Genomic DNA, 14,305 nt, shown 5'->3' on the forward strand with positions numbered 1-14,305 from the left:
TTTTCATGAGACTCTTCGTGGCGCTGGTGCCGCCACCGGAGGTCCTCGACGAGATCGAGGAGTTCATCTCCCCGCTCCACGCGGGGCCGCCACAGCTTCGCTGGGTTCGCCGGGACCTGCTGCACGTCACCCTGGCCTTCCTCGGTGATGTCGACGACCGCACCCTGCAGCGGCTGCTTCCGCGGCTCCAGCGGGCCGTGGGCCGCCACGAACACCTGTCCCTGTCGCTGGCGGGCGCCGGCGCGTTCCCCGGCAACGGCAAGCACGCCCGCGTGCTGTGGTCGGGTCTGTACGGCGACCGCCGCAAGCTGGCCCGGCTGGCGGCCTCGGCGGGCGCGGCGGGACGCAGGGCGGGCACGCCGCCCGACACTCACCGCACGTTCCGTCCCCATCTGACGCTGGCCCGCGCCCGCGTCCCGGTGGACGTCCGGCCGCTGCTGGAACCGCTGCAAACGTTCGCCGGAAGCCCGTGGACGGCCGACTCGGTCCATCTGATGGAGAGCCGCCTGCCGGGCAAGGGACGCACCCAGGTCGAGTACCAGCCCATCAAGACCTGGTCGCTGCGTCCCCCCAAGGAGGTCTGATCACAGTTCGGGCGGCGGGGGAGCGGGACGGTCGGCGTCCGGCGGTCCCCAGGGAAGCCCGTACCGCTCGCAGGCGCGGCGCAGCTCCTCCAGGTCGGGCGGGAACCCCACCTGGCGGAGCACCCGCCCCGCGGGGCTCCACACCACCAGCCGCGGCATCCGGTCGCCGGTCTCGTCGATGCCGACACCGCCGACCCGGTCGCGGGCCAGGTCCCATTCGACCCGGCCGCGGCGGGTGACGACCGCCAGCCCCGCCGCCGAGACGCGCAACTGGGACCGGTTGCGGTCGTACAGCCAGTAGCCTCCCAGGCCCACCAGCACCCCGGACGGCACCGACCAGCTCGCCGCAGTGGTGAACCCGCCGACGTCCGGGCCGAGCCAGATCGCGCCGAGCAGCGCCACCAGCTCGCACAGCAGGACGCTCACGAGGTACGTCCCGAGCCGGGAACGGCGCGTGGCGTCCAGCAGGGTGCCCGGCGCGTCCACAGGGCCGGCACGCTCCGCCTGGGCGGCCGTGCCCCCCTCCGCCGGGGGAACGGCCGAGCCTGGCTCCGGCGAGGACAGCGTGGCCACGGCCGAATGGAACGCGGCGGACAGATAGGCGTCGTACTCGGCGTCGGTCACCGGAAGCCCCGCCCGGCGGGCCGACTCGCGCAGGTCGGTACGCGCGATGCGCAGCGTGGACAGCGGCGCCGCGAAGAACTCGTCGCCGTCGGAGTCGTACAGCCGGACCCAGGCGTGCCCGGAGATCGTCAGCAGCTCGATGCCGCCGATCCGGTCCTCCGGCATGCGCAGCACCACGTCGCCCGCCGCGTCCGCCCAGCCGAGGCCCCCATCGGCGACCACCAGCCGCCCGCCGGGGACCTGCGCGAAGATCTCGGGCAGCCCGTCCAGGCCGTACTCGGGCGTGCGCGGCTGCCGCGCGCCTGGCGTGATCACCCGGTAGCCGTGGTCGTCGAGGGCGTGCGCGAGCTGGAAGGTGTCCAGCCCGTGCGCGGGAAGCCGGGCGACCAGCCGGAGCCGGTGGTCGAACGCCAGCACCGCCGGGTCGGCGCGCCGGGGCTCGCCGGTCAGCGGGTCGGGCCGCAGCCCGGGACCGATGACCAGCGCCGCGATCCGCGCCGCCGGAAGCCGCACGGGCTGCCGCGTCCGCGGGACGCCGCGCACCTCCAGCCGGTCGCCGGAGATCGTCCACCGGATCCGCGCGTCCCGCAGCAGCCGCCGCCGCGCCAGCAGCACCGCGCCGATCGCCGCCAGCGCCCAGCAGGCCGCCGCCAGCCTGGCGCCGAACCCGCCGGTCCCCTCCACCGCGATCCGCGCGATCATGATCGTGCCGAGCAGCACGGTCAGCACGCCCAGCGCCACGACCCTGCGGCGGCTGGGCAGCGGCTCCGGCGTCGCCAGCCGCACCGGCTCGCGCGGCGCGGGGGAGGCCGCGGGCTCCAGCTCCACCGTCCCCACGGGGTTGGCCGGCGCCCCGGGTGTCTCCGCCGGTCCGGCGGGGCTCTCGGCGTCCTTCCCGGACGCGGAGGACTCGACGGCGACCGCCGGTTCGGCGGGCTCGGCCGTGGCGACGGGGCCGCGCGGCGGCTCGTGCGCGGCGGCCAGCAGCTTCGCCTCCTGGTCGAGCAGCCGCTGCTCGGCGACCTGATGGCGGGGCAGGCCCAGGTCGCCGGGGCCGTCGCCGGACGGGACGGGCGCCTCGGCCAGCTCGGCGGCGTCACCGTCCAGCAGGTGGATCGGGATGCCCAGCCGCCGGGCCGTCACGAACAGCGGCAGCGGCTCGAACCCCATCGAGTCCAGGGTCCCGATCGGCGTCCGGCCGAACTTGTGCAGGACGGTCAGGACGTTGTCGCCCGTCGTCACGGCCAGGCCCTCGACCCGGGCCCGCTCGTACCGGATCATCGGCAGGCCGCCGGGCCCCAGCCGCTCCAGCCCCTCGGCCGACAGCCGCCAGTACGGGCGCGGGCGCCGCCGCCTGGCCTCGGGGGACGCGCCCAGCGCCCACGGCAGCGCCGCCACCGCGACGATCAGCGCCGCCCACAGCCAGACCGGACGGATCGGCAGCAACGCCAGGACCACCGCGAGCAGGGTGAACGGTCCCGCGGCGACCGGACGCCACCGGCCGCCGGGCCCGCGCAGGCCCACCAGCTCATGCTCCACAGCAGGCATCCTCTCGCGCGTCCGGTCTCCTTCGCTGCCCTCCGCGGCACGCCCGGTCCGGGACGCACCCCGTTCCCTCCCGGAGGCGGCGGACGTCCCGCCCCTCCATCATGATCGCCTGCGCAGCAGCGCGTAACCCAGCGCCGCCGTCGCGCCCAGGGCGAGGAACAGCCCGACGCTCGCCCCCGTCGAGTCCCGCCGGCCCTCGGTGGCGTCCCGCCGCGCCTGCGGGGACGCGCTGGAGGTCGCGCTGGGGGACGGCCGCGCCTCCTCGGGAACCGGCACGCGGTACACCGGCTGCGAGACGCCCTCCGAACCGGCCAGCAGCCACCGCCCGTCCGCCGTGTACGCGATCGACTCGCCCTGTTCCTGCGCGGGTATTCCCACCGAGGTCAGCGAGCGGCCGGGCCGCCCGTCGGCGCCCATCCGGTAGATCCGCGCCCCGAAGTAGTTGCGGATGACGAAGGTGCGGCCGTCCGGCGCGAACGCCGCGTCGGTGGCGAGCGTGGGCGCGTCGCCGACCTTGCGCAGGGTGTTGGCACGCTCCGTGCTGAGCTTCGCGGGCGCCCGGTACAGCGCGCCGGTGAACAGCTTGCTGGCGATGTAGAGCCGGTTCGTCCGCGGGTCGATCATCATCGCCTCGGCGTTGCGCGGCCCGTCCTCGTAGGTGAACCGGAACGCGGTCGCGCGTACCGTCCTGGTGCGCAGGCTCGCGGGCTCGGTGACCCGGTACACGGTGACGTACGGCCAGGCCCCGCCGAGGTTGTCCCCGATGTCCGCCACGAAGATCGCCGGTCTGCCGCGCTCGTCCCGCCCCATCGCCATCGCCTCCCAGTCGCGGGCACGGGCGCCCGCCAGGCTCAGCACGGCCCGCGTCCTGCCGTCCGGGCCCAGGGCGAAGATCTGGGCGACGCCGCCGGAGTCGTTTTGGGTGTAGACGATGCCCGGGTGCCTGCGGCTCACCGCGAGCCCGCTGGACTCGTTGATCCGCGGATCGGCGACGGTGAACGCGACCTTCGCGTCGTCCCGCGAACCCCTGCCGGAGGCGTGCGCGGCGGACGCGGGCTGCGGGGCGGCGATCAGGACCGAGCCGGCGAGCAGGGCGGAAACCGCGGGGAGGGCGAGGAGGGCGGGCGTGACCCTGGGTCCCGGGCCGGGTCGTCGCCGGGGACGTGACGGGCGCGCTGGCATACTCCGATCATCCCCCGTTCCCGCGCCGAAACGATCACCGCATGCCCCGTGGCCGGGCCTCCCTCAGCCGAACACGGCGCCGGCGACCACGCACAGGATCAGCGCGGTCAGCACGGTCGGGAGGAGCCACCGGGGCGCACGGTTCACGGCACCGAGCTTAATCCACGTCCGGCGGCGACCCCTCCGCCCCGCGCTGACCAGGCCGGTACGTGACGCACGCCATCCCGCGCCCGTGCCGGGGCGGGCGAACCGGACTCCGGTGATCGGCGTCGAAGAATGCATGTGCGGCTTGTTCGGATTGTTGCGCTCGGCCGGGGCCGAGCACCCCGCCCAGGCGTCGGACGCGTTCGTGGCGCTGGGCACCCTCGCCGAGGAACGCGGCCGTGACTCCGCCGGCATCGCCCTGTTCACGGGCCACCCGGCGCAGGACGGCGAGGCCCTCGCCCCGGTCGGCGAGGTGGACGACGTCCGGTCCGACCTGCTGCACGCCGGCTGCCGCGTCGTGAAGGGCCGGGGCGCGTTCTCCGGCACCTGGCGGCCCGACCTCCTCGAACTGCTGGACGAGGCGCCGGTGGCCATGGGCCACACCCGCTGGGCGACCCAGGGTTCCCCGCGCGAGCTGGCCAACGCCGGCCCGCTGCTCGTCCCGTCTCCCAGCCCGGCGCCCGGCGTGCCCGCCCCTCCCGGCATCGTCGCCACCCACAACGGGGACGTGGACGCGCAACTGCTGCGCACGCTGTACGAGCTGCCGCCCGCGACCGGCACCACCGACAGTGAGCGGATCTTCCAGGTGCTGGCCCGCAGGCGCACCCCGGAGGAGATCACCGGCGCGCTGTCCACACTGATCGGGCGGGCGGCCCTGGCCTGGGTCGACCGGTCACGTCCCGACCGGGTGCACCTGGCCCGAGCCGCGCTCAGCCCCCTGTACGTCGCCGTGGACACCGAGCACAACCTCTACTGGGCGTCCAACCCTCGCTGGTTCCGGGAGGTCGAGCGGCACACCCGTGTCCGCTTCGCCACCGTCGTCATGCTGCGCGAGGGCACGTACCTGCACACCGGCCTGGTGAAGGGGCGGCCGCAGGTGCTGGCCGGCGCCACGTTCAGGCCGCTGATCCGTCCCATCGACCTGGACGAACGGGTGTGGACCGGCTTCACCCCGGAGGACATGGCCCGCGACCGCGCCGAGCTGCGCCACGAGATGATCAGCGGCAACGGCACGGGCCCCCTGCCGACCGTGGTCTAGAGGCGCTCGACGACGTAGTCGATGCAGGCGGTCAGGGCCTCCACGTCCGAGGGGTCGACCGCCGGGAACATCCCGATGCGGAGCTGGTTGCGGCCCAGCTTCCGGTACGGCTCGGTGTCGACGATGCCGTTGGCCCGCAGCGTCCTGGCGACGGCGGCGGCGTCGACCTCGTCGGTGAAGTCGACGGTCCCGACCACGTTCGAGCGCTGCGCGGGGTCGGCCACGAACGGCGTGGCGAACGAGGACTTCTCCGCCCAGGTGTAGAGCCGCTGCGCGGAGTCGGCGGTGCGGGCCGTGGTCCAGGCCAGGCCGCCCTGCTCGTTCATCCACTCGACCTGCTCGGCGAGCAGCAGCAGCGTCGCGACGGCCGGGGTGTTGTAGGTCTGGTCCTTCGCGGAGTTGTCGACCACGGTCCTCAGGTTGAGGAACTCGGGGACGTACCGACCGGACGAGGCGATCTCCTCGATCCTGGCCAGCGCGGCCGGGGAGGCCAGCGCGACCCACAGCCCGCCGTCGGCGGCGAAGCTCTTCTGCGGCGCGAAGTAGTAGACGTCGGTCTCGCTCACGTCCACGGGCAGCCCGCCGGCGCCGGACGTGGCGTCGACCAGCACCAGCGCCTCCTCGGCGCTCGTGCCCGCCGGCCGCTTGATCGGCATGGCGACGCCGGTGGAGGTCTCGTTGTGGGTGAGGGCGTAGACGTCGATGCCGTCCTCGGCGCGCGGCAGCGGGTGGGTGCCGGGGTCGGACGCGATCACCGACGGGTCCTCAAGCCAGGGCGCGCCCTTGGTGACCTTGGCGAACTTGCTGGAGAACTCGCCGAACGTCAGGTGCTGCGACCGCGAGCGGACCAGGCCGAACGCGGCGGCGTCCCAGAACGCCGTGGTGCCGCCGTTGCTGAGCAGGACCTGGTACCCCTCGGGCAGCGAGAACAGCCGCGACATGCCCGCGCGGACCCGTCCGACCAGGGACTTGACCGGCTTCTGCCGGTGCGAGGTCCCCATGTACGTCGCCCCGGATTCCGCCAGCGCGGCGAGCTGCTCGGGGCGCACCTTGGACGGGCCGCACCCGAACCGCCCGTCGGCGGGCTTGAGGTCGTCGGGAAGGACAATGGCTGGTTTGGCGCTCTCGGTCACCCGAAAAAGGCTACAGCGTCTCCCGCAAGCTCCAGCCGCGGACCCCTGACGTGCGGACGCGGGTCCCGCGGCCCTGCGGACGCCATGACCTGCGCGCGGGTCATCGGCGGTGGCGGAGGGTCCAGGTGGTGAGGGCCGCGAGGCCGATCAGGCAGAGCGCGGCGATCGTGGCGGGCGGGTAGAGCCAGGGGTCGTCGCGGCCGTGCGCCTTGACGGCCGTGGTGATCGAGTCGTAGGCCAGGAAGCCCAGCAGACCGGCGACGAGGACGAGGGTGAGGCGCCCCGCAACGGCGTTGGTGCGGCGCCGCCTCTCTTCTCGCTCCGCCTCGTACCGCCGCAGCTCCTCGGCCGGGTCCGCCCGGCGTCCCTCACCGACGCCGGGTGCCGGGCCGATGTCGCCTTCCAGCGCCCCTTCGAGGGGGTCGGCGTCATCGTCGTCGGTCACATGCCAAGGATGGCAAAACGCGGTCGTGCTCGGAAACCGTGGGCTCGTGGGGCGTTGGGGATCGCTGTACGGGGGACTGGGCCTACTTCTTCAAAACTTCGGCGGCTCCGGGGACCTCGTCGATGGAGCGGGTGCCGGGGCCGACGTACCGGGCGCTGGGGCGGACGAGGCGGCCGGTGCGCTTCTGCTCCAGGATGTGGGCGGCCCACCCGGCGGTGCGGCCGCAGGTGAACATGGCGGGCATCATCCCGGTCGGGACCTCGGCGAAGTCCAGGATGACCGCCGCCCAGAACTCGACGTTGGTCTCGATCGCGCGGTCGGGACGGCGTTCGCGCAGCTCGGCCAGGGCGGCGTCCTCCAGGGCCTTGGCCGCCTCGTACCGGGGGGCGCCGAGCTCCTTGGCGGTGCGCCGCAGGACGCGGGCGCGCGGGTCCTCGGCGCGGTAGACGCGGTGGCCGAAGCCCATCAGCCGCTCGCCGGAGTCGAGGATGCCGGTGACGACCTTGCGGGCGTCGCCGAGCTGTTCCACCTTCTCGATCATCGGCAGCACCCGCGCGGGCGCGCCGCCGTGCAGCGGACCGGACATGGCGCCGATCGCGCCCGAGATGCTGGCGGCCACGTCCGCTCCGGTGGAGGCGATGACGCGGGCGGTGAAGGTGGAGGCGTTGAGCCCGTGCTCGGCGGCCGACACCCAGTACGCGTCGATGGCCTGGACATGCTTGGGATCCGGCTCGCCGCGCCATCGGATCATGAACCGTTCGGTGATGGTGTCGCCCTCGTCGATGCGCGACTGCGGCACCATCGGCTGGGAGACGCCGCGGGCCGACTGCGCCACGAACGACAGCGCGGTGACCGATACTCGGGCGAGATCGGCGCGGGCCTCCTCGTCGGAGATGTCCAGGAGGGGGCGCATCCCGTACGCGGGGGCCAGGATCGGCAGCGCGCTTTGCACGTCCACGCGGACGTCACCGGAGGTCACCGGGAGCACGTGGGGCTCGGCCGGGGCGAGGCCGGGGGTGAAGCTGTTGTCGACGAGCAGGCCCCAGGCGTCACCGAAGGAGACGCGGCCGACCAGGTCCTCGATGTCGACGCCGCGGTAGCGGAGGGCGCCTCCTTCCTTGTCCGGTTCGGCGATCTCGGTCTCGAAGGCCACGACCCCTTCGAGACCGGGTTTGAAGTCGGACATGGTGTCCTGCCTTTCTCCTGCTAGTGATAAGGCGGTGCCGTGCCATTGAACCCTGTCCGTCCTACTGAGGAGTACCCAGGTCCCTTTGAGATGCACTACCGCAGGTGAGAGAGTCGGTCTTCGTGGAAAAACCGACACCCGACCCGGCGGGGCTCCGGAAAACCTATGAGGGCGGGGAGCTCGTGGAGGAGGCCCTTCCCGCCGACCCGCTGGAGATGTTCGCGGCCTGGTTCGCCGACGCCGCGGGGCTCGCGGCGCTGCCGGAGCCGAACGCGATGGTGCTCGCCACGGCGTCGGCGCGGGCGGTGCCGAGCGTGCGGACGGTCCTGCTCAAGGGATACGGCCCGGACGGGTTCAGGTTCTTCACGAACCTGACCTCCAGGAAGGGACGGGAGCTCGCCGAGAACCCCAGGGCCGCGCTGGTGTTCCCCTGGCATTCGATGCATCGCCAGGTGATCGTGAACGGGCCCGTCGAACGGCTTTCCCGGGAGGAGACCGCGGCCTATTTCCGTACCCGTCCCTATGGCTCGCGGCTGGGCGCGTGGGCCAGCGAGCGCCAATCCGCGGTGATCTCGGGACGCGCGGAACTGGAGGAACGCTGGGCCGAGCTGGCCCGGCGGTGGCCGGATCCGGCCACCGCGCCCGGGGCGGCCCCGGAGGACGGCGCGGGTGAGGACGCGGTGCCGCTGCCCGACTTCTGGGGCGGGTTCCGCGTCGTCCCGGAGACGGTCGAGTTCTGGCAGGGCCGTCCCAACCGCCTGCACGACCGGCTGCGCTACCGCTGCGTTCCGCCGGGCACCCCGGGACGGGGCGCGATCTGGAAGGTGGAGAGACTTTCTCCGTGAAGTCAGACAAACCCGATTCCGCCGGGCGCGGCGACCGCCGCAGGCTCCGCGGGATCGGGCTCAGCGGCATCGCCATCGACGTCAGGCCGCTGCGCTCCCCCGCCTACCGGCGGTTGTGGCTCGGCCAAGGCGTGTCGTTCATCGGTTTCCAGGTCACCGCCGTCGCCGTGCCGGTCCAGGTGTACGAGATGACGCGCTCGTCGTTCTGGGTCGGCGTCCTGGGCGTGGTCAACCTGGTGCCGCTGATCGTCTTCGGCCTGTGGGGCGGCGCGGTCGCCGACCACATGGACCGGCGCAGGCTGCTGTTCGTCTCGTCCTGCGTGACCTGGGTGTCGACGCTGCTGCTCCTGGTCCAGGCGCTGCTGGGGCTGGAGGACCTCGGCCTCATCATGGGCGTGGTGGCGGTGCAGGCCACCGGGTTCGCGATCTCCTCGCCGACCCGGAACGCGATCATCCCCAGGCTGCTGGAGCCGCCGCTGGTCCCGGCGGCCAACACGCTCAACTTCACCGCGAGCCAGATCGGCATGCTGGCCGGGCCGCTGTTCGCCGGGGTGCTGCTGGCCCGGTGGAGCTTCCCGGCCGCCTACGCGCTGGACGCCGTGCTGTTCACCGTCGGCCTGTACGCGGCGCTGCGGCTGCCGCCCATCCCGCCGCTCGGCAGGATCACCGGCACGCCGGGGCTGCGCTCGGTGATCGAGGGCCTGCGCTACCTGGCCACCCAGCCGGTGCTGCTGATGTCGTTCGTGGTCGACGTCATCGCGATGGCCGTGGCGATGCCCCGGGCGCTGTTCCCCGAGCTGGCCGACACCCGCTTCGGCGGTGAGGAGGCGGTGGGCTGGCTCTTCGCGTCCATCGCGATCGGCGCGTTCGCGGGCGGGCTGGTGTCCGGCTGGATCGGCCGTGTGCACCGCCAGGGCCTGGCGCTGATCGCCTCGATCGTGGTGTGGGGGCTGGCCGTGGCCGCCGCCGGGCTGGCGCACAGCCTGTGGCCGGCCGTGGTGCTCCTGGCGGTCGGCGGCGCGGCCGACCTGGTGTCGGCGGTCTTCCGGCAGACGATGCTCCAGACGTACGCGCCCGACGAGATGCGCGGCCGCCTGCAAGGCGTGTTCGTCGTGGTCGTCGCGGGCGGCCCGCGGCTGGGGGACGTGCGCGCCGGCGCCACCGCGGCGGTGGCGGGCGCCACCGTCTCCTGGGTGGGCGGCGGCCTGGCCTGCGCCGTGCTCGTCGTGATCGCGGGACTGGCCGTGCCCGCGCTCCTGCGGTACGACACCCGTACGGTACGGCCCGTACGGGCCGACGCCGACGCCACCGCCACCGACCGTCCCGCGGACTAGGCGAGCACCTCGGCGGCGACCCTCAGATCGTCCACCAGGCCGGCGTAGACGGCGTCGCGGTCGTCCGCGCGCAGCACGGCCGAGGGATGGATGGTGGCCAGCAGCCGGATCTCGGCGCCGGTCGCCTCCTCGGGGCTGCGGGCGCGCCGCTCCCGCGCGGCCGTCTCCGCGGCCACCTTCGCGGCCTTGGGCCGTCCGATGAGGTCGAGATCGGGCAGCGGCAGCAGTTCGCCGCGCTGCCTGGTCACCCGGAACGAGCCGCCCAGCAGGGCCTTCGCGGCGACCGCGCCCAGCGCCACCACGACCTCGGGGTCCAGCGCCCGCAGCTCGGCCAGCAGCCAGGGGCGGCAGGCCCGCATCTCACCGGCGTTCGGCGTCTCGTGGATGCGGCGCTTGCCGCCGCTCTCGGTGTGCTTGAACTTGAAGTGCTTGACGGCGTTGGTGACGTAGGCGTCGTGCCGGTCGATGCCGGCCTCGGCCAGGGCCCGGTCGAGTATCCGCCCGGCCGGGCCGACGAACGGGGCGCCCCTGCGGTCCTCCTGGTCGCCCGGCTGCTCGCCCACGAGGACGACCCGGGCGCCCGGCTCACCGGCGCCGAAGACCGTCTGGGTGGCGTTCTCGTGGAGAGGGCATCCCTCGCACCGCTCCGAGGCCCGTCTCAGGGCTCCGAGATCGTGTCGCGCCTCGGGGTCTTTCGGCAGGTAGGGGGTGGCGTCATGGGAAGAATCGGCGTTCATCGTGCGTTACGTCCTACCCGCCGTGCCGGGGATATGTTCGCGCGCACTCCCTGGACGGGTCCGGGCAAGTAAACTCGTGCTCACAAGACTGGAGGGAGCTGTGACCTCACACGGCCTGATCGACACCACGGAGATGTACCTCCGGACGGTGTTCGAGCTCGAAGAGGAGGGGATCGTCCCCCTCCGCGCGCGCATCGCCGAGCGGCTCTCACAGAGCGGTCCCACGGTGAGTCAGACGGTGGCTCGGATGGAGCGCGACGGGCTGTTGCGGGTCCAGGGCGACCGTCACCTCGAACTGACCGAGAGAGGGCGCGGGCTGGCCACCCGTGTGATGCGCAAGCATCGCCTCGCCGAGTGCCTGCTGGTCAACGTGATCGGCCTGCCCTGGGAGGACGTCCACATCGAGGCGTGCCGCTGGGAGCACGTGATGTCGGAGGAGGTCGAGCGGCGGCTGGTGGCCCTGCTGGACAACCCGACCTCGTGCCCGCACGGCAACCCCATCCCCGGCCTGGACGAGCTGGGCGGCCACGGTGAGGAGTCGCAGGCCCCCGTCTCCGTGATGACCGAGGTGGCCACCGCGTCCGGTGCGCCCGCCGTGATCCGCCGGATCAGCGAGCAGGTGCAGAGCGACAGCGATCTGATGCTTAGACTCAAGCAGATCGGGATACAGCCCGGACGGGAGGTGACCCTCCTGGAGAGCGACGACGGTGTGCGGGTGACCTGTGACGACGAGGACGGCGGTCCGGCGACCGAGCTCTCCCGCGACATCGCCGAGCACGTGTTCGTCAGCCCCCGGTGACGACCCGAGGCCCGCGGAACCACGCCCGCGGGAAAGCGCGGGCCTTCCCCCGCTTCACCCCTGTGGACGCTTCGCCGGAGCCGTCCCTGGAGCGGTCTATACCGAAGATCTCCATATCGGCGTGCGGATCGCGCGTATCCGGGCGGCGACTTCGTCGTTCAATACCAGTGAGGTGCGCGCGGCATCGGCGGTGCGAAGCCCGGTGATCGCGTTCCGGGGGGCTCCGCGGACGTCCGCGCCGCGGCGTACGGCAGCGACGAGGGCGGCGAAGGCAACGACGACGGCATCTTCGACAGGAGCCGTACCGCAGTGACTTCGGTGAGCAGGGTGAGCGTATGAAGCGTTGGGGGGAGTCGCCGTTCGATGCGCACCTGCCGCCCGAAACCGTCCTGAACCAGATGGAGATGGCGGTCGTGGTGTGCGACCGCTTCAGCAACGTCATCTACGCCAACGCCTTCGCGCGGCAGCTCTTCGGCATCGGCGGCGACGAGATCATCGGGCATTCGGTGCTGTCGCTGGGCATCGCCGAGGAGGATCACGAGCAGGCCACCGAGCTGGCCCGGCACGTGCTCAAGGGGAACGTGTGGGAGGGCACCTTCTGCAACCTGCGGGCCGACGGCACCTCCGTCTACACCCGGGCGCACGCCGTCCCGCTGCGCCATCCCTCCGGCGCGGTCGACGGGGTGGTGATCTTCGCGCGTGAGGCGCTGCGCAGCAACCAGCGCGAGCAGGAGCGCTACGGCCTGATGGACCGTATCGGCGAGCGGCTGAGCGGCTCGCTGGAGTTGCAGACCACGCTGCGCCGGGTGGCCGACACGCTGGTGCCGCAGTTCGCCGACCACTGCTTCATCGACCTGTTCAGCGGCGACCGGCTCTACCGCCGGGTGTCGTGGCACGCCAGGGGGTGGGAGCCGCCGCCGGGCACCTGGGCGGACGTCGGCGAGCCGGTGAACTACCCGCCCGACCACTTCAACGCCAAGGCGATGAAGCGCCGTGACGCGGTGCTCGTCGAGGACATGGTGCAGCACCGGTTCTCCGCGCCCAACGACGCCGGCAAGCGGCTGGGCGACGAGCTGGGCATCACCTCGGTGATCGCCGCGCCGCTGCTGGTGCGGGGCGAGCTGCTGGGCGTGATGAGCCTGGCGCTGTCCAGCCTCACCAAGCGCGCCGACCCGCACTACGACGGGTTCGACCGCGACCTGCTGGGCGCGATCGCGAGCCGGGTGGCGCTGGCGGTCGACAACTCGCTGCTGTTCGAGGAGGAGCGGGAGACCGCGCTGGCGTTCCAGAAGCACCTGCTGCCCGGGGAGCGCCCGCCCCGGCTGGACGGCCTGCAGATCGCCTGGAGGTACGAGCCGGCCCGGCCGCTGGAGTCGCACGGGCACGGCATTCAGACCCAGGTCGGCGGCGACTGGTACGACGTGATCCCGCTGTCGGCCGGCCGGGTCGGGCTGGTCATCGGCGACGTGGAGGGCCGCGGCGCCCGCGCCGCCGCCGTGATGGGCCAGCTCCGGGCGGCGCTGCGGGCGTTCGCCCAGGACGACAAGCCGCCCGCGGAGATCCTGCGCAAGCTGGACGAGTGGGTGCGCACGATGACCCGTCCCGAGCGCATCAGCTCCGGCTGGAACAGCGACGATCTGGTCCGCCCCCCGCTGGTGTCGTGCACGTACTTCGTGTACGACGCCTGGTCGCGGGTGCTGGAGTTCGCCAACGCCGGGCACGACCCGCCACTGCTGATCGCCGATGGCGAGGTCGGCGAGCTGACGTTCGAGAGCGAGGGCGCCATGCTGGGCGTCCGCGCCGCCGGGATGGGCGGGGAGATCTTCTTCACCGAGGAGACCGCCGAGCTGAAGCCCGGCGCCACGCTGGTGCTCTACACCGACGGCCTGGTGGACCGGCGGGCCCGGGAGGACGGCGACTACCACAGCCGCGAGGAGGCCCGTGAGCAGGTGCGGGCCGCCGTGGAGAAGGCCGCGCGCGGGGACGTGGAGGACATCGCCAGGGCCGCCTACGACGCCATCCCCGGCGAGATCAACGACGATGTCGCGATCGTGGTGATCCGTACCGCGGCCGAGGAACTGGCCGTGGAGGAGCGCACCTTCCCGGCTGAGCCGATCATGGTGTCGGAGGCGCGCCGCCTGGCCGCCGACACCTTCGCGGCGTGGGGCATGCTGGACGAGCAGGCGGAGCTGGCCTGCCTGCTGGTCTCCGAGATCGTGACGAACGTGGTGCTGCACGCCTCGACCAGTCCCGCGCCGCGCCGCGAGCTGGTGCTGGAGGGGATGCCGCTGGTGCAGTTCAACACCGGGCCCGGCGAGTTCGGCGACGGCGACCCCGGAGGCCCCGGGTACGGCGCGGGCGCGTTCGACGAGGACGACTGGAACCTGGGCGCCGACCTGGGACGCAGGGAGCCGCCGTCCAAGGAGTTCCGGCTGCGGCTGCGGCGCGGCGCCAAGGCGATCTGGGTCGAGGTGTTCGACTCCGACATGAGGCTGCCCCGGATCCGCAGCGCGGGCGAGACGGACGAGGGCGGCCGCGGCCTCTACCTGGTCGACCAGCTCGCCAGCCGCTGGGGCGCCCGTCCCACCGCCGACGGCAAGGCCGTCTGGTTCGAGCTGCCGCTCACCTCCTGACGCCGCCTCGTG

At 73.2% G+C, this 14,305-nt stretch carries 12 protein-coding genes; 6 read left to right on the plus strand and 6 right to left on the minus strand.

Annotated elements, in window-relative coordinates:
* Positions 1–5 precede the first annotated feature (5 nt).
* Positions 6–584 (plus strand): RNA 2',3'-cyclic phosphodiesterase, encoded by a 579-nt coding sequence (thpR, locus tag QSK21_RS16820; RefSeq protein ID WP_285696833.1) that lies wholly within the window; start codon positions 6–8, stop codon positions 582–584.
* Here thpR and QSK21_RS16825 read toward each other — a convergent pair whose 3' ends face one another.
* Positions 585–2,747: a hypothetical protein gene (locus QSK21_RS16825; protein WP_285696834.1), complete on the minus strand. Its 2,163-nt coding sequence runs from the start codon at positions 2,745–2,747 to the stop codon at positions 585–587.
* 108 nt (positions 2,748–2,855) lie between these two features.
* Positions 2,856–3,938, minus strand: a complete 1,083-nt coding sequence (locus QSK21_RS16830; RefSeq protein ID WP_285696835.1) for a hypothetical protein — start codon at positions 3,936–3,938, stop codon at positions 2,856–2,858.
* Between the two features lie 289 nt (positions 3,939–4,227).
* Between QSK21_RS16830 and QSK21_RS16835 the strand changes: the two genes are divergently transcribed.
* The gene (locus QSK21_RS16835) at positions 4,228–5,181 is read left to right on the plus strand and encodes a class II glutamine amidotransferase (protein WP_285696838.1); all 954 of its coding nucleotides are present in this window, start codon (positions 4,228–4,230) and stop codon (positions 5,179–5,181) included.
* Here QSK21_RS16835 and serC read toward each other — a convergent pair.
* The 3 genes from serC to QSK21_RS16850 all read right to left on the minus strand — a co-directional run bounded on the left by serC (position 5,178) and on the right by QSK21_RS16850 (position 7,945).
* Positions 5,178–6,314 (minus strand): phosphoserine transaminase, encoded by a 1,137-nt coding sequence (gene serC, locus QSK21_RS16840; protein WP_285696839.1) that lies wholly within the window; start codon positions 6,312–6,314, stop codon positions 5,178–5,180. The two genes, QSK21_RS16835 and serC, sit on opposite strands and share 4 nt — an antisense overlap.
* A gap of 100 nt (positions 6,315–6,414) precedes the next feature.
* Positions 6,415–6,759 carry a hypothetical protein gene (locus QSK21_RS16845; protein ID WP_285696841.1) on the minus strand — a complete coding sequence of 115 codons (345 nt, stop codon included), beginning with the start codon at positions 6,757–6,759 and terminating at the stop codon, positions 6,415–6,417.
* Positions 6,760–6,841: 82 nt separating this feature from the next.
* The gene (locus QSK21_RS16850; RefSeq protein WP_285696844.1) at positions 6,842–7,945 is read right to left on the minus strand and encodes a citrate synthase 2; all 1,104 of its coding nucleotides are present in this window, start codon (positions 7,943–7,945) and stop codon (positions 6,842–6,844) included.
* A gap of 122 nt (positions 7,946–8,067) precedes the next feature.
* Between QSK21_RS16850 and pdxH the strand changes: the two genes are divergently transcribed.
* Positions 8,068–8,790 carry a pyridoxamine 5'-phosphate oxidase gene (gene pdxH / locus QSK21_RS16855; RefSeq protein ID WP_285696845.1) on the plus strand — a complete coding sequence of 241 codons (723 nt, stop codon included), beginning with the start codon at positions 8,068–8,070 and terminating at the stop codon, positions 8,788–8,790.
* Entirely contained in the window at positions 8,787–10,124 is a 1,338-nt protein-coding gene (locus tag QSK21_RS16860) for an MFS transporter (RefSeq protein ID WP_285696846.1), read from the plus strand. The genes pdxH and QSK21_RS16860 overlap by 4 nt, the downstream gene beginning before the upstream one ends.
* Here QSK21_RS16860 and QSK21_RS16865 read toward each other — a convergent pair.
* The gene (locus tag QSK21_RS16865) at positions 10,121–10,861 is read right to left on the minus strand and encodes a UdgX family uracil-DNA binding protein (RefSeq protein WP_285696848.1); all 741 of its coding nucleotides are present in this window, start codon (positions 10,859–10,861) and stop codon (positions 10,121–10,123) included. The two genes, QSK21_RS16860 and QSK21_RS16865, sit on opposite strands and share 4 nt — an antisense overlap.
* A 100-nt stretch (positions 10,862–10,961) precedes the next feature.
* Between QSK21_RS16865 and QSK21_RS16870 the strand changes: the two genes are divergently transcribed.
* Together QSK21_RS16870 and QSK21_RS16875 are read left to right on the plus strand one after the other, a co-directional pair.
* Positions 10,962–11,660, plus strand: a complete 699-nt coding sequence (locus tag QSK21_RS16870; protein ID WP_285696849.1) for an iron-dependent transcriptional repressor DtxR — start codon at positions 10,962–10,964, stop codon at positions 11,658–11,660.
* Between the two features lie 335 nt (positions 11,661–11,995).
* A complete protein-coding gene (locus tag QSK21_RS16875; protein WP_285696851.1) occupies positions 11,996–14,293 on the plus strand; it encodes an ATP-binding SpoIIE family protein phosphatase in 2,298 nt (765 codons plus the stop codon).
* The last annotated feature ends 12 nt before the right edge of the window (positions 14,294–14,305 follow it).

It is taken from the genome of Actinomadura sp. NBRC 104412 (assembly GCF_030269515.1).
GTDB lineage: Bacteria > Actinomycetota > Actinomycetes > Streptosporangiales > Streptosporangiaceae > Spirillospora.